Source organism: Ramlibacter sp. MAHUQ-53 (genome assembly GCF_052600055.1).
In genome coordinates, this window is the sequence record NZ_JBQWTS010000004.1 from 59,141 (window position 1) to 78,472 (window position 19,332).

Genomic DNA, 19,332 nt, shown 5'->3' on the forward strand with positions numbered 1-19,332 from the left:
GGCCGGCCCCTGCGCGGGCCGGCGGGCCCGCAGCGCCCGTAATCAGGCGCAGCGTGCGCGGCAGGCGGGTCTGGAGCACCGACATGCCGAACGGGGAGCGAGTACCTGCCCATTAATTGGGCATCGCGTGGAAACCCAAGCCTGGCGCGGCTTCCAGGGGTTCTTCATGAACCTGTCCACAGCCTCGCCCACAGGCGCCGGGGACAACTGCGCCGTGGCCGGCCGCCATGAAAAAAGCGGCCCGCAGGCCGCTTCTTCGCAAGGAGGAATGAGGCTTACGCCGCCACCTTGTCCGCCACTTCCTTGTACTCGCCGATCTGGTCGAAGTTCATGTACTGGTAGATCTTGTCGCCGTTGGCGTTGATCACGCCGATGTCCTCCAGGTACTCCTGCTTGGTCGGGATGCGACCCAGCTTGGAGCAGATGGCGGCCAGTTCGGCGGAGCCCAGGTACACGTTGGTGTTCTTGCCCAGGCGGTTCGGGAAGTTGCGGGTGGAGGTGGACATCACCGTCGCGCCTTCGCGCACCTGCGCCTGGTTGCCCATGCACAGCGAGCAGCCGGGCATTTCGGTGCGGGCGCCAGCCTGGCCGAACACGCCGTAGTGGCCTTCCTCGGTCAGCTGGTGCTGGTCCATCTTGGTCGGCGGGGCGACCCACAGCTTGACCGGGATGTCGCGCTTGCCTTCGAGCAGCTTGGAAGCGGCGCGGAAGTGGCCGATGTTGGTCATGCACGAGCCGATGAACACTTCGTCGATCTTGGCGCCGGCGACGTCGGACAGGGTCTTCACGTCGTCCGGGTCGTTCGGGCAGGCCACGATCGGCTCGGTGATCGTGTTCAGGTCGATCTCGATCACGGCGGCGTACTCGGCGTCGGCGTCGCCCTTGAGCAGCTGCGGGTCCTTCAGCCAGGCTTCCTGGGCGGCGATGCGGCGCTGCAGGGTGCGGGCGTCGGAGTAGCCATTGGCGATCATCCACTTCATCAGCGTGATGTTGCTGTTGATGTACTCGATCACCGGCTCCTTGTTCAGGTGCACCGTGCAGCCGGCGGCGGAGCGCTCGGCGGAGGCGTCGGAGAGCTCGAAGGCCTGTTCCACCTTCAGGTCCGGCAGGCCCTCGATCTCGAGGATGCGGCCGGAGAAGATGTTCTTCTTGCCCTTCTTCTCCACGGTCAGCAGGCCCTGCTGGATCGCGGCCAGGGGGATGGCGTTGACCAGGTCACGCAGGGTGACGCCGGGCTGCATCTGGCCCTTGAAGCGCACCAGCACGGACTCCGGCATGTCCAGGGGCATCACGCCCGTGGCGGCGGCGAAGGCCACCAGGCCGGAGCCGGCGGGGAAGGAGATGCCGATCGGGAAGCGGGTGTGCGAGTCGCCGCCGGTGCCCACGGTGTCGGGCAGCAGGAAGCGGTTCAGCCAGGAGTGGATCACGCCGTCGCCGGGGCGCAGGGAGATGCCGCCGCGGGTGGAGATGAAATCGGGCAGCTCGTGGTGCGTCTTGACGTCCACCGGCTTCGGGTAGGCGGCGGTGTGGCAGAAGGACTGCATCACCAGGTCGGCCGAGAAGCCCAGGCAGGCCAGGTCCTTCAGCTCGTCGCGGGTCATCGGGCCGGTGGTGTCCTGGGAACCCACGGAGGTCATGCGCGGCTCGCAGTAGGTACCCGGGCGGATGCCCTGGCCTTCCGGCAGGCCGCAGGCGCGGCCGACCATCTTCTGGGCCAGCGTGAAGCCCTTGCCCGTGTCCTTCGGGGCCTGGGGCAGGCGGAACAGCGTGGAGGGCGGCAGGCCCAGGGCCTCGCGCGCCTTGGCGGTCAGGCCGCGGCCGATGATCAGCGGAATGCGGCCGCCGGCGCGCACTTCGTCGAACAGGACCTCGGACTTGACGGTGAACTCGGCGATGACTTCGCCGTTCTTCAGGGCCTTGCCTTCATAGGGGCGCAGCTCGATGACGTCGCCCATGTCCATCTTGCTCACGTCGAGCTCGATGGGCAGCGCGCCGGCGTCTTCCATGGTGTTGTAGAAGATCGGGGCGATCTTGGAGCCCAGGCAGACGCCGCCGAACTTCTTGTTCGGGACGAAGGGGATGTCCTGGCCGGTGAACCACAGCACGCTGTTGGTGGCCGACTTGCGCGAGGAGCCGGTGCCCACCACGTCGCCGACATAGGCCACCAGGTGGCCCTTGGCGCGCAGGTCCTCGATGAACTTGATCGGGCCGCGCTTGCCGTCTTCCTCGGGGGTGATGCCGGGGCGGGCGTTCTTCAGCATCGCCAGGGCGTGCAGCGGGATGTCGGGGCGGCTCCAGGCGTCCGGGGCGGGCGACAGGTCGTCGGTGTTGGTTTCGCCGGTCACCTTGAACACGGTCAGGGTCAGGCTCTTGGGCACTTCGGGGCGGCTGGTGAACCACTCGGCGTCGGCCCAGGACTGCATCACGGCCTTGGCGTTGGCGTTGCCCTTGGCGGCCTTCTCCTGCACGTCATGGAACTGGTCGAACATCAGCAGGGTGTTCTTCAGGCCGTTGGCGGCCACCTGGCCGACTTCGGCGTCGTCCAGCAGGTCGATCAGGGGGCTGATGTTGTAGCCGCCCAGCATGGTGCCGAGCAGCTCGGTGGCCTTGGCGCGGGAGATCAGGGCGCACTTCTCGGTGCCGTGGGCCACGGCGGCCAGGTAGGAGGCCTTGACCTTGGCGGCGTCGTCCACGCCGGCCGGCACGCGGTGCGTGATCAGGTCGACCAGGACCTGCTCCTCGCCTGCGGGCGGGTTCTTCAGCAGCTCGATCAGTTCGGCGGTCTGCTTGGCCGACAGCGGCAGCGGCGGGATGCCGAGCTTGGCGCGTTCGGCGACGTGGTCACGATAGGCTTGCAGCATGGTTGCTCCGTTGGGATTGAAAGGGGTTGTCAGTTCTTCGGCGCCGGGTCCAGCAGGCTGGGCGGCGGGTTGGTCTTCAGGGCCTGGGCGAAGGTGACCTGCTCGGGGCTCTGGCACTCGTCGGCCAGGCGCTGGCCCAGCTTCTGGCTCATGAGCATGGACTTGTTCCCGAGCTGCAGCCACATCGCGCCGCGCTTGGGGTCCTCCAGGCGGATCGCGCCGGTGCGGCTCTCGGCCGGGTGCATGCGGAAACGCAGGCCCTTGTTGGTGGACACCAGGAAGTAGCCTTCGCGCTTCAGCGCCCGGACCGTGACCTTGCCGCCGAGTTCGCATTGCATCTCGCCGACATGCACGGCGCGTGCCACTTCGAGCTCCAGCGGGGAGAGGTCGTGGGTGGGCTCGTCCTCGATGGGCGTGCGCTCCTCGACGGCCTTGACCGCGCCGGGGGCCAGCGAGGCGGCGACCGGAGGCTTGATCGCGGGCCGTGCCGGCGCCTTGGGCGCGGCGGCGGACTGGGCCATCGCCAGCGCGGGCATGGCGGCGGCGAGCAACACGAGGATGGCCTTCATGGTCACGGCTCCTGGAACCACTGCCTCACGGATTCGGGCAGGGCGCGTCCGGTCTGGTGCGCCTTCTCGAGCACCTGCCAGTGGTAGCGGTAGCTCGCCCGGTCTTCGAGTTTGCCACCGTGGCTGATCGGTGCCCAGTCGGCGGCCACCGCGGCCGAGATGATCTGGCTGGCGGTGTCGATCTCGTCCTCGCCGGGGGCGAAGACCTCGAGCAGCACGCGGATCTGGTCCGGGTGGATGCTCCACATGCGGGTGTAGCCCAGCTCGCGCGAGGCGCGGCGCGCGGCCTGCGCGAAGGCGGCCTTGTCCTTGAACTCGGTGACCACGCAGTGGGAGGGCACCTTGCCGTGCGCGTGGCAGGCGGAGGCGATCTCCATCTTGGCGCGCAGCACCAGGGGGTGCGTGAACTGGCCGGCGACGCCCATGGCCTCGCCGGGGATGGCCCCGCCGTGGGCGGAAACGAAATCCATCAGGCCGAAGCTGATGGACTGCACGCGCGGGTGCGCGGCGATGTCGAAGGCGCGGTGCACCGCGGCGGGGGATTCCACCAGCGCATGCAGGGGCAGCGACGTGGCGCCGGCGGCATCGACGGCGCGCACCGCGCGCTCGATGTCGGCGACCGACTCCACTTTCGGGATCATGAGGTGGCACAGGCGGGAGCCGGCCCGGCTGGCGATGTGGTCGATGTCGGCCTCGAAGGCCGGATGGTCCACCGCGTGGACCCGGACCGCGACGCGCGCACCCGGTGCGCTGGCCAGGGCCAGCTCGGTCACCAGGGCGGCGTGGTCGGCCTCGCCTCCCACCGGCGCGCCGTCTTCGCAATCGAGCGTGACGTCGAAGACGCAGGCGCCGAACTCCTCGGCCATCTCGGCCTGGAGCTGGAGGCTTTTCCGCATCCGCGCCTCGACGCCGCTGTAGTGGTCACAGACCGGCAGGACGCCGGCACGCGCCTGGGCGCCGAGGAGGACGCTACGCGGATGCACTGCGGGTACGCGGTTTACAGCAGGTGGGCGACGCCGGCCTGCTCGTCCTGCAGTTCCTTCAGCGTCTTGTTGATGCGTTCCTGGCTGAAGGCATCGATTTCCAGGCCCTTGACGATCTCGTACTTGCCGTCCTTGGTGATGACGGGGAAGCCGAACATGACGTCCTTGGGGATGCCGTAGTCGCCGTTGGAGGGCACGCCCATGGTGACCCACTGGCCGTTGGAGCCCAGGGCCCAGTCACGCATGTGGTCGATGGCGGCGTTGGCGGCGGAGGCGGCGGAGGACAGGCCGCGCGCCTCGATGATGGCGGCGCCGCGCTTGCCCACGGTGGGCAGGAACACGTCGGCGTTCCAGACCTGGTCGTTGATCAGGTCCTTGACGGACTTGCCGCCGATGGTGGCGAAGCGGTAGTCGGCGTACATGGTGGGCGAGTGGTTGCCCCACACGGTCAGCTTCTCGATCTCGCCGACCTTGCCGCCGGTTTTGGCGGCGATCTGCGAGGCGGCGCGGTTGTGGTCCAGGCGCAGCATGGCGGTGAAGTTCTCGCGCGGCAGGTCCGGCGCGGACTTCATGGCGATGTAGGCGTTGGTGTTGGCGGGGTTGCCCACGACCAGGACCTTGACGTTGCGCGAGGCGACGGCGTTCAGGGCCTTGCCCTGGGCGGTGAAGATCTGGGCGTTGGCGGCCAGCAGGTCGGCACGCTCCATGCCGGGGCCGCGGGGACGGGCGCCGACCAGCAGGGCGTAGTCGGTGTCCTTGAAGGCGGTCATCGGGTCGGCGTGGGCTTCCATGCCGGCCAGCAGCGGGAAGGCGCAGTCCTCGAGCTCCATCATCACGCCGCGCAGGGCCTTCTGGGCCTTCTCGTCGGGGATTTCGAGCAGTTGCAGGATGACGGGCTGGTCCTTGCCCAGCATCTCGCCGGAGGCGATGCGGAACAGCAGGGCGTAACCGATTTGGCCGGCAGCGCCGGTGACGGCGACGCGAACGGGTTTCTTGCTCATGGAAATCTCCGGTGAAGTGATAAGAAATCAGGGCCGGCGCAAGCGGCGCCGGCGCAGGCGCGCGCGCACCTGCGACAGCCGGCGAGTGTAGCGCCGAAAACGCCGCAGGGTCAATTTGTCTTATGTCTTATATAAGATATGATTTGCGCTGTTCACGCACCGTCCATGGCATCCACCTCCTCCCAACCGGCCGACCCCGCCGCCCTGCCCCAGGACGGCGGCGCCACGCCCGCCTTCAGCCCCCTGTACCAGCAGATCAAGGGGCTGATCCTGCAAAGCCTGCAGGCCGGCGAGTGGAAGCCGGGCGAGGCCATTCCCAGCGAGATGGAGCTGGCCGCGCGCTACCGCGTGAGCCAGGGCACGGTGCGCAAGGCGATCGACGAGCTCGCCGCCGGCAACCTGGTGGTGCGCCGCCAGGGCAAGGGCACCTTCGTGGCCACCCACGCCGAGCACCAGGCGCAGTACCGCTTCCTCAAGCTGGTGCCCGACTCGGGCGACCAGGTCAGCGAGGGCCCGGCCGAGCGCACCATCGTGGAGTGCCGGCGGGTGCGCGCCACCGCCGACATCGCCCGCTCGCTGGCGATCCGCCCCGGCGACGCGGTGGTGCAGGTGCGCCGGGTGCTGGCCTTCGGCGGCACGCCGACCATCCTGGAAGACCTGTGGCTGCCCGGCGCCGCGTTCAAGGGCATCTCGGCCGAGCGCCTGGCCGAGTGGCGCGGCCCCACCTACGCGATGTTCGAGCTCGAATTCGGCGTGCGCATGCTGCGCGCCGAGGAGAAGATCCGCGCCGTCGCGGCCGACGCGCAGCAGGCGGCGTTGCTCCAAGTCCACAAGGGCAGCCCGTTGCTGTCGGTAGAACGTCTGGCTTTTACGTACAACGATGTTCCTATGGAGCTGCGCCGCGGCCTGTACCGCACTGATACGCACCACTACCGCAACGATCTGAATTGAAAAGACCTCGGCGAACTGTCGCGGGTCATGCCTGAAGGCTCCGCGTCAGCCTGTCGCGTTGAAATAGAATTTACGGTTGTCAAGAAAGCCCACCCCCGCCATGACAGAACTCACCAAGAAGCGGCCCGAATTCCGCAACATCAATGCCCTCTCGGACCTGCCGACCTACCGGCTGCCCGCCGCCGGCATCGTCTCCATCCTGCACCGCGTCAGCGGCGTCCTGATGTTCGTGCTCATGCCGTTCATCATCTGGATGTTCGACACCTCCGTGTCCTCCGAGATTTCGTTCGCCCGCTTCAAGGCCGCCTTCGAGGGCGGCCTTGGTTTTGTCCCGGGCTGGTTCCTCAAGCTCGTGGCCCTGTCCCTGATCTGGTCCTACCTGCACCACTTCATCGCCGGCCTGCGCCACATCCGCATGGACCTGAGCCACGCCGCCGTCGACAAGAAGTCCGGCGCCGCTTCGGCCAAGGTCGTCCTCGTGCTGAGCGTCGCCCTGACCGTGGTCCTCGGCGCCAAGCTGTTCGGCCTGTACTAAGTATTTCCAGGAGCAAACCAACATGTCCGTGAACTACGGCTCCAAGCGCATCGTCACCGGCGCGCACTACGGCCTGCGTGACTGGCTGGCCCAGCGCGTCACCGGCGTCGTGATGGCCCTCTTCACCCTGATCGTGCTGGCCCAGGTGCTGTTCACCGCCGGCCCGATCGGCTACGACAAGTGGGCCGGCATCTTCGCCGCCCAGTGGATGAAGGTCCTGACCTTCTCCGTCATCGTCGCCCTGCTGTACCACGTGTGGGTCGGCGTGCGTGACGTCCTCATGGACTACATCAAGCCGCTGGGCATCCGCCTGGCCCTGCAGATCTTCTCCATCGTCTGGCTGGTCGGCTGTGCCGGCTGGGCCATCCAGGTCCTGTGGCGCCTGTGATCCGGAGACAACGAGCATGACCTACTCCTCCAAGAACATCACCAAGCGCAAGTTCGACGTCGTCATCGTCGGTGCCGGCGGCTCCGGCATGCGCGCCTCGCTGCAACTGTCCCGCGCCGGCCTGAACGTGGCCGTCCTGTCCAAGGTCTTCCCGACCCGCTCCCACACCGTGGCGGCGCAGGGCGGCATCGGCGCCTCCCTGGGCAACATGTCCGAGGACAACTGGCACTACCACTTCTACGACACCATCAAGGGCTCCGACTGGCTGGGCGACCAGGACGCCATCGAGTTCATGTGCCGTGAAGCGCCGAAGGTCGTGTACGACCTGGAGCACATGGGCATGCCCTTCGACCGCAACCCGGACGGCACCATCTACCAGCGCCCGTTCGGCGGCCACACCGCCAACTACGGCGAGAAGCCGGTGCAGCGCGCCTGCGCCGCGGCCGACCGCACCGGCCACGCCATGCTGCACACGCTGTACCAGCAGAACGTCAAGGCCAAGACCAGCTTCTTCGTCGAGTGGATGGCCCTGGACCTGATCCGCGACGCCGACGGCGACGTGGTCGGCGTGACCGCCCTCGAGATGGAAACCGGCGACCTGCACATCCTGCAGGCCAAGACCGTGCTGCTGGCCACCGGCGGCGCCGGCCGCATCTTCGCCGCCTCCACCAACGCCTTCATCAACACCGGTGACGGTCTGGGCATGGCGGCGCGCGCCGGCATCCCGCTGGAAGACATGGAGTTCTGGCAGTTCCACCCCACCGGCGTGGCCGGCGCGGGCGTGCTGCTCACCGAAGGCTGCCGCGGCGAAGGCGCCATCCTGCTGAACTCGAACGGCGAGCGCTTCATGGAGCGCTATGCCCCGACGCTGAAGGACCTGGCCCCGCGTGACTTCGTCTCGCGCTGCATGGACCAGGAAATCAAGGAAGGCCGTGGCTGCGGTCCCAACAAGGACCACATCCTCCTGAAGCTGGACCACCTGGGCGCCGACACCATCCACAAGCGCCTGCCCTCGGTCTACGAGATCGGCGTGAACTTCGCCAACGTCGACATCACCCGCGAGCCGATCCCGGTCGTGCCCACCATCCACTACCAGATGGGCGGCATTCCGACCAACATCAATGGCCAGGTGGTGGTGCAGAACAGCAAGAGCGACAACGACATCGTCAACGGCCTGTACGCCGTGGGCGAGTGCTCGTGCGTGTCGGTGCACGGCGCCAACCGCCTGGGCACCAACTCGCTGCTGGACCTGCTGGTGTTCGGCCGCGCCGCCGGCAACCACATCGTCGAGTTCAACGACAAGAACAAGGAGCACAAGCCCCTGCCGGCCGACGCTGCCGACCGCACGCTGGAGCGCCTGAACCGCCTGGAAGCCGACTCCTCCGGCGAATACGCCCAGGACGTCGCCAACGACATCCGCGCCGCCATGCAGCAGCACGCCGGCGTGTTCCGCACCCAGGCCGGCATGGACGAAGGCGTCCAGAAGATCAACGCCATCCGCGAGCGCGTGGGCAAGATCGGCCTGAAGGACAAGTCCAAGGTGTTCAACACCGCCCGCATCGAGGCGCTGGAAGTCGAGAACCTGATCGAGGCCGCCCAGGCCACGATGACCTCGGCCGCCGCACGCCGCGAGTGCCGCGGCGCCCACACCGTGTACGACTACGAGCGTCCCGCCGATGACGCCGTCGCCCCGCTGGGCCGCGACGACGCCAACTGGATGAAGCACACCCTGTGGCACAGCGCGGACAACAGCCTGACCTACAAGCCGGTCAAGCTCAAGCCGCTGACCGTCGAGTCGGTGCCGCCCAAGGTCCGCACCTTCTAAGCCCGCAGAAGTACCCGAGAGATCACCATGAAACGCACCTTCCAGATCTACCGCTACGACCCGGACAAGGACGCCAAGCCGTACATGCAGACCGTCGAGATCGAACTCGACGGCAACGAGCGCATGCTGCTGGACGCCCTGATGAAGCTCAAGGCGCAGGACCCGACCCTGTCGTTCCGCCGCTCCTGCCGCGAAGGCGTGTGCGGCTCCGATGCCATGAACATCAATGGCAAGAACGGCCTGGCCTGCCTGACGAACATGAACACGCTCAAGGGCACGATCGTCCTGAAGCCGCTGCCGGGCCTGCCGGTGGTGCGCGACCTGATCGTGGACATGACGCAGTTCTTCAAGCAGTACCACTCGATCAAGCCGTACCTGATCAACGACACGATCCCGCCCGAGAAGGAGCGCCTGCAGTCGCCCGAGGAGCGTGAAGAGCTCAACGGCCTGTACGAGTGCATCCTGTGCGCGAGCTGCTCGACCAGCTGCCCCAGCTTCTGGTGGAACCCCGACAAGTTCGTCGGCCCTGCCGGCCTGCTGCAGGCCTACCGCTTCATCGCGGACAGCCGCGACCAGTCCACCGGCGAGCGTCTCGACAACCTCGAGGACCCGTACCGCCTGTTCCGTTGCCACACCATCATGAACTGCGTGGATGTCTGCCCGAAGGGCCTGAACCCCACGATGGCGATCGGCAAGATCAAGGAACTGATGGTCCGCCGCGCCGTCTGACGGCACGGGCGTGGATCTTGCAATGACCGACGAGCCAATCGATGAACGCGCGCTCAGCAAGCTCAAGTGGCGCTGCCGCCGGGGCCTGCTGGAGAACGACCTGTTCATCGAGCGGTTCTTCCAGCGCCACGAGCGCGGGCTGACGGTGCGGCAGGCCAACGCCCTCAACGGGCTGATGGACCTGTCCGACAACGACCTGCTGGACCTGCTGCTGCGGCGCAGGGAGCCTGACGGCGCACTCGACACCGCCGACGTGAGAGAAGTGCTCGAGATGCTGCGGACCTGATTTGAAGGAAGACTTATGAAACTCGCCGACAACAAAGCCACCCTGTCGTTCTCCAACGGCAGCCCCAGCGTCGAGATGCCCGTGTACCAGGGCACCATCGGCCCCGATGTGATCGACATCCGCAAGCTGTATGCGCAGACCGGCATGTTCACGTACGACCCGGGCTTCCTGTCCACCGCGTCGTGCCAGTCGGCGATCACCTACATCGACGGTGACAAGGGCGAGCTGCTGTACCGCGGCTACCCCATCGAGCAGCTGGCCACCCAGTGCGACTTCCTGGAAACCTGCCACCTGCTGCTGTACGGAGACCTGCCGGACGCCAAGGGCAAGGCCGACTTCACCCAGCGCGTGACCATGCACACCATGGTCAACGAGCAGATGCAGTTCTTCCTGCGCGGCTTCCGCCGTGACGCCCACCCGATGGCCGTGATGACCGGCCTGGTCGGCGCCCTGTCGGCCTTCTATCACGACAGCACGGACATCAACAACCCGGAGCACCGCGAGATCTCGGCCATCCGCCTGATCGCCAAGATGCCCACGCTGGTGGCGATGGCCTACAAGTACAGCGCCGGCCAGCCGTACATGTACCCGAAGAACAACCTGTCGTACACCGCGAACTTCATGCAGATGATGTTCGCCACGCCGTGCGAGGAGTACAAGCCCGACGACGTGCTGGTGCGCGCCCTGGACCGCATCTTCATCCTGCACGCCGACCACGAGCAGAACGCCTCCACCTCCACGGTGCGCCTGTGCGGCTCCTCCGGCACCAACCCGTTCGCCGCCATCGCGGCCGGCGTGGCCTGCCTCTGGGGCCCGGCCCACGGCGGCGCCAACGAGGCCTGCCTGACCATGCTGAACGAGATCCAGCAGGCCGGCGGCGTGGCCAAGATCGGTGACTTCATCAAGCAGGCCAAGGACAAGAACTCCAACGTCAAGCTGATGGGCTTCGGCCACCGCGTGTACAAGAACTACGACCCGCGCGCCAAGCTGATGCAGGAAACCTGCAAGGAAGTGCTGGGCCACCTGGGCGTGGAAAACGACCCGCTGCTGCAGATCGCCCAGGCACTGGAGAAGATCGCCCTGGAAGACGAATACTTCGTGTCGCGCAAGCTGTACCCGAACGTGGACTTCTACTCCGGCATCGTGCAGCGCGCCATCGGCATCCCCACCTCGCTGTTCACCGCGATCTTCGCGCTTGCCCGCACCGTGGGCTGGATTGCCCAGCTGAACGAGATGATCGGCGACCCCGAGTACAAGATCGGCCGTCCCCGCCAGCTGTTCAACGGCTCCGCCAAGCGCGACGTCAAGCCCATCGCCCAGCGCTGACCGGCTGCTTCGGCCCCCACGACAAAGCCCGCTTCGGCGGGCTTTTTCTTTTTCCGCGCCGCCCCCCCCTCGCAGACACCTGCCGCGGGAAAACCCGGGACTGGTGCTCGTTGATCTCCCCTATTCTCTGAAATCCAACTGAAATCCCAGCCGGATTTCAGGCACAAGGATTGCTTATTCGCTCCCATCAACGGAGCGCAACCGGTCTTAAACAGGAGAACCTCATGACGGAACTGACGGGAATCAAGGCGTTGGCATTCGACGCCTACGGCACTGTGTTTGATGTGCATTCGGTCGTCGCGCTGGCGGAACAGATGTTTCCGGGCAAGGGCCAGGCCCTCAGCCAGCTCTGGCGCGCCAAGCAGATCGAATACATGTACCTGCGCACCCTGATGGGGCGGTATATCCCCCACAACGAAAACACCGAGGCAGCCCTCAAGTACAGCCTGAAGTTCCTGCAGCTTCCCGGGGGGGAGAGCGAGCGACGCAAGCTGATGAGCGCCTACGAATCGCTCACGCCCTTCCCCGACGCAGCCGCGGCCCTGCCCCAACTGGCGTCCATCAAGCGCTCCATCCTGTCCGTTGGCACGCCGGACCTGATCAACGCACTGGTTAGGAATTCGGGCCTGGCAGACCAGTTCGACAAGCTGTTCAGCGTGGACGCGGTGAAGGTCTACAAGCCGCATCCGCAGACCTACCTGATGGCCATCGACCACTTCGGTGTCGAGCGCCATGAAGTGGGCTTCGTGACTTCCAATTTCTTTGATGTCGCCGGCGCCCGCGCCTTCGGCTTCAAGGTCATCTGGATCAACCGCAAGGCGGACTTGCCGGATGAACTGGGCCTGCTGCCCCACGTCGAGCTGCGAAGCATCGAGCAACTCCCGCAAGTGCTTGGAATCCGGTCCTCCGAGGCGGTCGCCGCCTGACCCTGCGAATCTTCCTTTCCACCCAACCTCAAGGGACGTACATGTCAGCCGTCATCACGCCAGCCAGCGCACTCCCGTCGCAGGCGCCTGCCCTCCAAAACTCGCACAAGAAAATTCTTTTTGCGTCTTCACTAGGCACCGTTTTCGAGTGGTATGACTTTTTCCTGTACGGGTCGTTGGCCGCTTTCATCGCCAAGCATTTCTTCGCAAAAGCGGATCCCTCCACGGGGCTAATCTTTGCCTTGCTGGCGTTTGCCGCAGGGTTCATCGTGCGGCCCTTCGGCGCGCTGGTGTTCGGCCGCCTCGGCGACATGATCGGCCGCAAGTACACCTTCCTGGCCACCATCCTGATCATGGGTGTCTCGACCTTTGGCGTCGGTCTCCTGCCCACCTATGACTCGATCGGGATCACCGCCCCCATCATCCTGATCACCCTGCGCCTCTTGCAGGGCCTGGCTCTGGGTGGCGAGTACGGTGGCGCCGCGGTGTACGTCGCTGAACACGCACCGCAGGGCCAGCGGGGCTTGTTCACTTCCTGGATCCAGACGACGGCCACCCTGGGCCTGTTTCTCTCGCTGATGGTCATCCTGGCCTGCCGGCTGAGCCTCGGCGAAGCGCAGTTCGCCGACTGGGGCTGGCGCATCCCGTTCCTGTTGTCCATCGTCCTGCTGGCCATCTCGGTCTGGATTCGCCTGGCCATGCACGAATCCCCCGTGTTCGAGCAGATGAAGAAGGAAGGGTCCATCTCCAAGGCGCCCCTGACCGAGTCGTTCCTGCGCTGGTCCAACCTCAGGTACGTCCTGATCGCCCTGTTCGGGATCACGGGGGGCCTGGGGTGCATCTGGTACGCCGGCCAGTTCTACGTGCTTCTGTTCCTCACGCAGACGCTCAAGGTCGAGGGCGTCACCTCCAACATCCTGGTGGCAGGTGGCCTGGCCCTGGCCACGCCCTTCTTCGTCTTCTTCGGCTGGCTCTCGGACAAGATCGGGCGGAAGAAGATCATCATGGCGGGCCTGGCGCTGTCGGTGCTGACCTACTTCCCGATCTTCCAGGCGATCACCCACTACGCCAACCCGGAACTTGAAAAGGCATTGGCCAACTCGCCGGTGGTGGTGATTGCCGACCCCGCGGAATGCCAGTTCCAGTTCAACCCGACGGGCACGAAGAAATTCACCTCGTCCTGCGACATTGCCAAGGCCCAGCTGGCCTCGTCTTCCGTGAACTACAAGACGGAGCAGGCGCCGAAGGGTGCCGTGGCCGTCATCAAGGTGGGCAACCAGGAGATTGCCTCGTTCGACGCCACCGGCCTGCCTGCCGCGGAAGCCAAGCAGAAGCAGGCGGCCTTTGCAAAGGAAGTCGCGGCGCTCATCACTAGCGCCGGCTACCCGGCCAAGGCAAACCCGGACCAGATCAACAAGCCCGCGGTGCTGGGCCTGATCTTCCTGCTTGTGTTCTATGTGACCATGGTCTACGGGCCGACGGCGGCGGCGCTGGTGGAACTCTTCCCGAGCAAGCTGCGCTATTCGTCGATGTCCCTGCCGTATCACATCGGCACCGGATGGCTGGGCGGCCTCCTGCCGACGACATCATTTGCCCTCGTGGCGCTGCATGGGGACATCTACTACGGCCTGTGGTACCCCGTGATCATCGCCGCGATCACGCTGGTGATCGGCCTGATCTTCCTGCCGGAGACCAAGGACGTCGACATCCGCGACTGAGCCGGGGCCCAGCGAAGGGCGCGTGATAGACTTTTTTCGCGCCCTTCGCACTTTGTTTTGCATCCGTGAATTCCCACCCCTCCTCGCAACCCGCCTCGCCATCAGCAGGGAACGCTTCCCGGCCAAGTCTTTCGGATCGGGTTTATGCGCAGTTGGAGGAGATGCTGGTGACCCTGGAGCTTCCGCCTGGCCATATCCTGTCCGAAGCCGAGCTGTGCGCCCGCCTGAACGTCAGCCGGACTCCGGTCGGGGAGGCGCTCCAGCGTCTGGCAAGGGAGGGCCTCGTTCACGTCCTGCCCCGTCGGGGCATCGTGGTCACCGATGTCAACCCTGTCGAGCACCTCAAACTCCTGGAAGTTCGTCGTGAACTTGCGGGCTACTCCTCTCGCTCGGCCGCCAGGCGCTCGAAGCCCGAGCAACGGCAGGCCATGCGCACGGTCGCGCAGCGGCTGCTGGATGCGGGAGAGGCCGACGATGGCCGAGCACTCCTGCTGGCCGACAAGGACTTCCACGACCTGTTTTCAGCGTGCATCCACAACGAATATGCCTGCCATGCGCTGGACGCACTGGACGCCCTGTCGCGCCGCTTCTACTTCGTCCATCACGCGCTGGATGACGCGCACAAATCGGCACAGCTCCACGCCGCCATTGCGATAGCGATTGCCGAGGGTGATGCCACAGCGGCACAGGCTGCCTCGGATGCGCTTTTTGATCACCTGGAAGCCTTCACCCGCTTGACGATCGAAATGTAAGGCTGCAAAGGAACGCCGCAGCGGCAACCCGCCGTGCTCCGTGCCCCGTGCGCCCACGGACAAGCCCGCTTCGGCGGGCTTTTCTCTGGCGGCCGGCGCAGGGGCCTCGGGCCCGGCCCTTCCCCGTCCTGTCCTGCCCCACGCCCACCGCCCTCCCCTGCACCCGCCCATGAGCCCCAGAACCCGCCGCATCGTCCAGGCCCTCCTCTACGAGGTGATCGCGATCGCCTTCGTCGGCCCCGTGCTGGGCTTCGCCTTCGACAAGCCGCAGGCCTCCACCCTGGGGCTGGCGGTGGTGCTATCGACCATCGCGCTCACCTGGAACTACGTCTTCAACTGGATGTTCGAGCGCTGGGAATCGCGCCAGGCGGTTCGCGGGCGCTCGTTCGCGCGGCGGCTGGCGCATGGCGTGGGCTTCGAGGGCGGCCTCACGGTCATCCTGGTGCCGGTGATGTCGCTGTGGCTCGACATCTCGCCGCTGGAGGCCTTCGTGGCGAACCTCGGCCTGCTGGTGTTCTTCTTCGTCTACGCCGTCGCCTTCACCTGGGCCTTCGACCGGGTGTTCGGCCTGCCGGCCTCGGCGGCCGCCAGCGATCCGGGGCGCTGACCCCGGGGGCGGCGGCACGACGCCCCGCCTCCACCGTCCGCGCGACCTTCCGCGCCGCGTGACGCAACCCGCGGCATGTCGGGCTAGGGTAACCCTAGACGTGTTCTTCCTTGCACCACCCGTCCACATGCGCGCACAGCTTGCGCAGCACGCGCTCGAGGTCCGCCTTCTCCTGGGCGTCGAGGCACGCCATCATGGCCGCCTCGCGCGCCTGCAGGCCCGGCATGAAGCGGTTGTGCATCTTGCGTCCGGCCGCCGTGATGTACAGGAGCTGGCGGCGCTGGTCCTTCGGGTCGGGCTCACGGCGCAGGAAGCCCTTGCCCTCCAGCGCGGTGACGGCGCGGCTGATGTTGTTCTTCAGGTGGCCGGACAGGTCGCAGATGTCGGTCGCGGAAATCCCGTCGCGGTGGAACAGGAAGATCAGGGTCAGGATCTCCGGCCGCGTCAGCCCGTACCGGGCCTCGATCGACCGGAACGACGGCTCCCGGTAGGAGTTGACCATGTAGCCCAGCTTGTACGCGAAGGGGATGGACACGCCGTCCAGGATGTCGCTCAGGGGCTGGGTCTCGGGCATGGGGAGTCGGGGTGGAAAATGCGCGCCCTGCGAGGCGGGCCGCACGATGGTACCGGCATCGCGCGCCCCCCGCCTCGCGCCGGCACGCGCCCCGGGAAATCCCTGAACCCCCAATTTGTTCCATATGGCACCATTTAGTCCCATATGGAACCACAGGCCGACCACCTGCTCGCCGGCACGCCGAGCCACCCGATGCACGTGGCGTTCGTGCCGCCGGCGGCCACGTCGGGCACGCGCCGGCTGCCGGTGGTGATGCTGCATGGCGGCTTCCACACCGGTGCGGCCTACCTCGCGCCGCCGGATGGCGGTACGGGCTGGGCGGCACGGTTCGCGCGGCGCGGCCACCCGGTCCATGTGCCGGACTGGCCGGGCCACGGCCAGTCCCCGGGCTTCGAGCGCCTGGCCGATCTGGGCACCGAGGACATCGCCCGCTCGCTGGCCGCCCTGCTCGCCACGACCGGCCCGGCCCTCCTGGTCGCCCACTCGGCGGCCGGTCCGCTGGCCTGGTGGCTCGCGGAGAACCATCCCGCGCAGGTGGCGGCCATCATCGGCATCGCGCCCGGCCCCTCGGCCGAACTCCTGCCCGCGCTGCCGGACGACCCGCAGGCCCTCGCCGCGTTGCGCGACGACGAGTCCGCGGGCTGCCCCGTCTACGCGCGGCCGGGCGAGCCCGTGCGGGTGGACCGCGACTTCATCCGCGCCTTCTGGGCCTCGAGCCCGCGCTTCCCGCAGCAGGCGTTCGAGGCCTACGCGGCGACGGTGGTGCCCGAGAGCCCGCGCCTGCTGAATGAACGCTTCAACATCGGCGGCCGCGGCCTGAAGCTGCGCGCGCCGTCGCGCGTCGGCGAGCGCCCCGTGCTGGTGGTCACCGGCGAGCACGACCACCGCCACCCGCGCGCCACCGACGAGGCCCTCGCCCGCCACCTCGGCGCCAGCTTCCTGTGGCTGCCGGACATCGGCATCCGCGGCAACGGCCACATGCTGATGCTGGAAGACAACCGCGAGGCGATCGCCGACGCGCTCGTGGCCTGGCTCGAATCGCGGGGCCTCTGAGCCCGCGAGCCCTTCCCCCCATTCACCCGAAGGAGTCCCGATGCAACACCCGATCACCCGCCGCACGGCCCTCGCGGGCCTCGCCGCCGCCCTCGGCGGCGCCGCCCCGCTGTCCGGGTTCGCCCAGGCGGCGAACAGCTTCCCGAACCACCCGATCCGCATCGTCATGCCCTGGGCCGCCGGCGGCGGCGGCGACGTGCTGGTGCGTGCCATGACCCCGGCGATCGCGCAGCGCCTGGGCCAGCCGGTGGTGGTGGACAACCGCCCCGGCGCCATCGGCACGATCGGCAGCCTGGCGGTCGCCCGCAGCCCGGCGGACGGCTACACCCTGGTGTACGGCACGGCGGACTCGCACTCGATCGCCCCCAACCTCCTCAAGACCTCGCCTTACGACTCGAAGAAGGACTTCGTCGCGGTGGCGCCGATCGGCTTCACGCCGCTGACCCTGGTCGTCCACGCCTCGCACCCGGCCAAGACCTTCGCGCAGTTCCTCCAAATGGCGAAGCAGGCCCGTGAGCCCCTGACCTACGGCTCCTGGGGCCAGGGCAGCTCGGGCCAGATCACGATGGAGGCGCTCAAGCAGAAGGCCCGGGTCGACCTGCTCCATGTCCCGTACAACGGCACGGCACCCCTGATGCAGGCCAGCCTGTCGAACCAGATCCAGTGCGCCATCGTTCCGGTGCTCGTCGCCGACCAGCATGTGCGCGCGGGCACGGTGCGCATGCTCGCCATCACCGCGCGCGAGCGCCTGGCCGCCTTCCCGGACGTGCCCCTGATGAAGGAGATGGGCGTGGAGATCGACATGGGCCCCTGGCTCGGCTTCCTCGCGCCGGCCGGCACGCCGGCCGACATCGTCGAGAAGCTCAATGCCGCGATCACCGGGGCCATCGCCGAGCCGCAGGTGGCCGAGGTCATGCGCAAGATGACCATGGTGATCGACAAGATGGGCCCCGCCGCCTACCAGCGCTTCGTCCACGCCGAATTCGACCGCTGGGGCAGCTACATCCGCACCGCGGGGCTGACGCTGGACCAGTGAGGCGGGCCGCACAGGCCCGGGGCCACAGGCCGGGAAGCCAGCCGGGAGCTGGGTCTCGGCCGGCCGCAGTCCGGCGCTGCCAGATCTCCCGCAAGGTCTCGATATCCTCGAACCCCGGCCTCGCATCCTCCCGCAGGATCGAGAGGATGCGCTCGCGCGCCAGCGCGGGGTAGCCGTCCACGCACGCCGCGTCGATCAGCGCGACGTGGCGCTCGCCGCTCCTGGTCGGATCGTTGTGCCGGACGGCTGCCCGAACAAGAAGGGAATAGGCCCGCCGGAGGGAGCCGGTCCCTCGCCCACCCGTCCTCGCACAGCGCCCCGAGGGGGCATGCAGGGCCGGAATTTCTTGTCCGGACAACCATACATCGCCAACCCGGCGGGCCGAAAACACGGACAATCACGCTCCGTGACACGCCGCAGGACACCATGCCTTCGTTGACGCCGCCCCCCACGACCAAGCACGGCCTGGTCAGCGCCGCGCTGTCCAACGACATCCGCAGCGGCCGCTACAAGATCGGCGACCACCTGCCCTCCGAGCCGGAGCTGAGCTTGCGCTTCGGGGTGAGCCGGCACACGGTGCGCGCGGCGCTGCGCACGCTGCACGAGCTGGGGCTGGTGACCAGCCAGCAGGGGGTGGGCACGATCGTCCAGGAGACGCGGCTGGTCTCGCAGTACAGCCATGCCTTCAGCTCGGCGCAGGACCTGATGCAGTACGCCACCACCACGCGGGTGCGCATCCTCGACCGCGAGGAGGTGGTGATCGACAAGGCGCAGGCCCAGGAGTTCGGCTGCAAGCCGGGCGAGCACTGGTGGCGCGTGCGCACGGTGCGGTCGGACCCGGCGCTGGGGTCGGCGGTGGCCTATTCCGAGATCTTCATCCCGCTGGCCTTCGGCGCGGTACTGGATGAAACCAACCGCAGCAAGCAGCCGATCTTCTCGCTGATCGAGAAGCGCTTCGGCCAGACCATCACCGAGATCCGCCAGGAGATCACCTGCGTGCCCTCGGTGGACGACGAGGTGGCCGCCCACCTGAAGGTGACCCCGGGCGCGCCGGCGATGCAGATCACCCGCTTCTACCTGGGCGAGGGCCAGCGCGTGCTGGAAGTGGCCCGGTCGCTGCACCCGAGCGGGGTGTTCAAGTACGCGATGCGCGTGCAGCTGCGGCACAAGGCCTGAGCGCTTCGCCGCCGAGGCCCCATGAAAAACGCCCGG

19 protein-coding genes are annotated in these 19,332 nt (G+C 67.3%); 14 read left to right on the forward strand and 5 right to left on the reverse strand.

What is annotated here, in order from left to right; genetic code table 11:
- Positions 1-275: 275 nt before the first annotated feature.
- Genes ACT80S_RS07735 through ACT80S_RS07750 form a run of 4 tightly spaced genes read right to left on the reverse strand, consistent with a single transcriptional unit; the run spans position 276 to position 5,414 of the window.
- The gene (locus ACT80S_RS07735; protein WP_377414685.1) at positions 276-2,861 is read right to left on the reverse strand and encodes a bifunctional aconitate hydratase 2/2-methylisocitrate dehydratase; all 2,586 of its coding nucleotides are present in this window, start codon (positions 2,859-2,861) and stop codon (positions 276-278) included.
- 29 nt (positions 2,862-2,890) lie between these two features.
- The gene (locus ACT80S_RS07740; protein ID WP_377414688.1) at positions 2,891-3,430 is read right to left on the reverse strand and encodes a hypothetical protein; all 540 of its coding nucleotides are present in this window, start codon (positions 3,428-3,430) and stop codon (positions 2,891-2,893) included.
- 2 nt (positions 3,431-3,432) lie between these two features.
- Complete coding sequence (locus ACT80S_RS07745; RefSeq protein ID WP_377414690.1) at positions 3,433-4,413, reverse strand: HpcH/HpaI aldolase/citrate lyase family protein; 981 nt, start codon at positions 4,411-4,413, stop codon at positions 3,433-3,435.
- A 14-nt stretch (positions 4,414-4,427) separates the two neighbouring features.
- Positions 4,428-5,414, reverse strand: a complete 987-nt coding sequence (locus ACT80S_RS07750; RefSeq protein WP_377414693.1) for a malate dehydrogenase — start codon at positions 5,412-5,414, stop codon at positions 4,428-4,430.
- Between the two features lie 165 nt (positions 5,415-5,579).
- Between ACT80S_RS07750 and ACT80S_RS07755 the strand changes: the two genes are divergently transcribed.
- From ACT80S_RS07755 to ACT80S_RS07805, 11 genes are all read left to right on the forward strand, one after another.
- The gene (locus ACT80S_RS07755) at positions 5,580-6,365 is read left to right on the forward strand and encodes a GntR family transcriptional regulator (RefSeq protein WP_377414696.1); all 786 of its coding nucleotides are present in this window, start codon (positions 5,580-5,582) and stop codon (positions 6,363-6,365) included.
- A 100-nt stretch (positions 6,366-6,465) separates the two neighbouring features.
- Positions 6,466-6,900, forward strand: a complete 435-nt coding sequence (sdhC, locus tag ACT80S_RS07760; protein WP_377414699.1) for a succinate dehydrogenase, cytochrome b556 subunit — start codon at positions 6,466-6,468, stop codon at positions 6,898-6,900.
- A 22-nt stretch (positions 6,901-6,922) separates the two neighbouring features.
- Positions 6,923-7,288 (forward strand): succinate dehydrogenase, hydrophobic membrane anchor protein, encoded by a 366-nt coding sequence (gene sdhD / locus ACT80S_RS07765; protein ID WP_377414701.1) that lies wholly within the window; start codon positions 6,923-6,925, stop codon positions 7,286-7,288.
- Positions 7,289-7,304: 16 nt separating this feature from the next.
- Positions 7,305-9,113 carry a succinate dehydrogenase flavoprotein subunit gene (gene sdhA, locus ACT80S_RS07770; RefSeq protein ID WP_377414703.1) on the forward strand — a complete coding sequence of 603 codons (1,809 nt, stop codon included), beginning with the start codon at positions 7,305-7,307 and terminating at the stop codon, positions 9,111-9,113.
- Between the two features lie 27 nt (positions 9,114-9,140).
- The gene (locus ACT80S_RS07775) at positions 9,141-9,842 is read left to right on the forward strand and encodes a succinate dehydrogenase iron-sulfur subunit (RefSeq protein WP_377414705.1); all 702 of its coding nucleotides are present in this window, start codon (positions 9,141-9,143) and stop codon (positions 9,840-9,842) included.
- 22 nt (positions 9,843-9,864) lie between these two features.
- Positions 9,865-10,128 (forward strand): FAD assembly factor SdhE, encoded by a 264-nt coding sequence (locus ACT80S_RS07780; protein ID WP_377414707.1) that lies wholly within the window; start codon positions 9,865-9,867, stop codon positions 10,126-10,128.
- Between the two features lie 15 nt (positions 10,129-10,143).
- A complete protein-coding gene (locus ACT80S_RS07785) occupies positions 10,144-11,454 on the forward strand; it encodes a citrate synthase (protein WP_377414709.1) in 1,311 nt (436 codons plus the stop codon).
- A 224-nt stretch (positions 11,455-11,678) separates the two neighbouring features.
- The gene (locus tag ACT80S_RS07790; protein ID WP_377414711.1) at positions 11,679-12,380 is read left to right on the forward strand and encodes a haloacid dehalogenase type II; all 702 of its coding nucleotides are present in this window, start codon (positions 11,679-11,681) and stop codon (positions 12,378-12,380) included.
- Between the two features lie 41 nt (positions 12,381-12,421).
- On the forward strand, positions 12,422-14,098 hold the full coding sequence (locus ACT80S_RS07795) for an MFS transporter (RefSeq protein WP_377414713.1): 1,677 nt from the start codon (positions 12,422-12,424) through the stop codon (positions 14,096-14,098).
- A gap of 65 nt (positions 14,099-14,163) precedes the next feature.
- Positions 14,164-14,850: a GntR family transcriptional regulator gene (locus tag ACT80S_RS07800; protein WP_377414715.1), complete on the forward strand. Its 687-nt coding sequence runs from the start codon at positions 14,164-14,166 to the stop codon at positions 14,848-14,850.
- Between the two features lie 169 nt (positions 14,851-15,019).
- Complete coding sequence (locus ACT80S_RS07805; protein WP_377414718.1) at positions 15,020-15,457, forward strand: PACE efflux transporter; 438 nt, start codon at positions 15,020-15,022, stop codon at positions 15,455-15,457.
- Between the two features lie 94 nt (positions 15,458-15,551).
- Here the strand turns inward: ACT80S_RS07805 and ACT80S_RS07810 are convergent, their stop codons facing one another.
- A complete protein-coding gene (locus ACT80S_RS07810; protein ID WP_377414721.1) occupies positions 15,552-16,031 on the reverse strand; it encodes a MarR family winged helix-turn-helix transcriptional regulator in 480 nt (159 codons plus the stop codon).
- Positions 16,032-16,175: 144 nt separating this feature from the next.
- Here ACT80S_RS07810 and ACT80S_RS07815 point away from each other — a divergent pair, with 144 nt between their 5' ends.
- The 3 genes from ACT80S_RS07815 to ACT80S_RS07825 all read left to right on the forward strand — a co-directional run bounded on the left by ACT80S_RS07815 (position 16,176) and on the right by ACT80S_RS07825 (position 19,296).
- Positions 16,176-17,084 (forward strand): alpha/beta fold hydrolase, encoded by a 909-nt coding sequence (locus tag ACT80S_RS07815; protein ID WP_377414724.1) that lies wholly within the window; start codon positions 16,176-16,178, stop codon positions 17,082-17,084.
- Between the two features lie 40 nt (positions 17,085-17,124).
- Positions 17,125-18,120, forward strand: coding sequence for a Bug family tripartite tricarboxylate transporter substrate binding protein (locus ACT80S_RS07820; protein WP_377414727.1), 996 nt, complete (start codon positions 17,125-17,127; stop codon positions 18,118-18,120).
- Between the two features lie 426 nt (positions 18,121-18,546).
- Positions 18,547-19,296 carry a GntR family transcriptional regulator gene (locus ACT80S_RS07825; protein WP_377414730.1) on the forward strand — a complete coding sequence of 250 codons (750 nt, stop codon included), beginning with the start codon at positions 18,547-18,549 and terminating at the stop codon, positions 19,294-19,296.
- Positions 19,297-19,332: the final 36 nt, after the last annotated feature.

Excerpts from the sequence above, each read along its gene's own strand:
- ACT80S_RS07740 (WP_377414688.1), bottom strand. The coding sequence starts at position 3,430 with ATGAAGGCCATCCTCGTGTTGCTCGCCGCCGCCATGCCCGCGCTGGCG.
- sdhA (WP_377414703.1), top strand. The coding sequence starts at position 7,305 with ATGACCTACTCCTCCAAGAACATCACCAAGCGCAAGTTCGACGTCGTC.
- ACT80S_RS07815 (WP_377414724.1), top strand. The coding sequence starts at position 16,176 with ATGGAACCACAGGCCGACCACCTGCTCGCCGGCACGCCGAGCCACCCG.
- sdhC (WP_377414699.1), top strand. The coding sequence starts at position 6,466 with ATGACAGAACTCACCAAGAAGCGGCCCGAATTCCGCAACATCAATGCC.
- sdhD (WP_377414701.1), top strand. The coding sequence starts at position 6,923 with ATGTCCGTGAACTACGGCTCCAAGCGCATCGTCACCGGCGCGCACTAC.
- ACT80S_RS07795 (WP_377414713.1), top strand. The coding sequence starts at position 12,422 with ATGTCAGCCGTCATCACGCCAGCCAGCGCACTCCCGTCGCAGGCGCCT.
- ACT80S_RS07825 (WP_377414730.1), top strand. The coding sequence starts at position 18,547 with ATGCCTTCGTTGACGCCGCCCCCCACGACCAAGCACGGCCTGGTCAGC.
- ACT80S_RS07820 (WP_377414727.1), top strand. The coding sequence starts at position 17,125 with ATGCAACACCCGATCACCCGCCGCACGGCCCTCGCGGGCCTCGCCGCC.
- ACT80S_RS07805 (WP_377414718.1), top strand. The coding sequence starts at position 15,020 with ATGAGCCCCAGAACCCGCCGCATCGTCCAGGCCCTCCTCTACGAGGTG.
- ACT80S_RS07775 (WP_377414705.1), top strand. The coding sequence starts at position 9,141 with ATGAAACGCACCTTCCAGATCTACCGCTACGACCCGGACAAGGACGCC.
- ACT80S_RS07780 (WP_377414707.1), top strand. The coding sequence starts at position 9,865 with ATGACCGACGAGCCAATCGATGAACGCGCGCTCAGCAAGCTCAAGTGG.
- ACT80S_RS07735 (WP_377414685.1), bottom strand. The coding sequence starts at position 2,861 with ATGCTGCAAGCCTATCGTGACCACGTCGCCGAACGCGCCAAGCTCGGC.
- ACT80S_RS07755 (WP_377414696.1), top strand. The coding sequence starts at position 5,580 with ATGGCATCCACCTCCTCCCAACCGGCCGACCCCGCCGCCCTGCCCCAG.
- ACT80S_RS07785 (WP_377414709.1), top strand. The coding sequence starts at position 10,144 with ATGAAACTCGCCGACAACAAAGCCACCCTGTCGTTCTCCAACGGCAGC.
- ACT80S_RS07750 (WP_377414693.1), bottom strand. The coding sequence starts at position 5,414 with ATGAGCAAGAAACCCGTTCGCGTCGCCGTCACCGGCGCTGCCGGCCAA.
- ACT80S_RS07810 (WP_377414721.1), bottom strand. The coding sequence starts at position 16,031 with ATGCCCGAGACCCAGCCCCTGAGCGACATCCTGGACGGCGTGTCCATC.
- ACT80S_RS07790 (WP_377414711.1), top strand. The coding sequence starts at position 11,679 with ATGACGGAACTGACGGGAATCAAGGCGTTGGCATTCGACGCCTACGGC.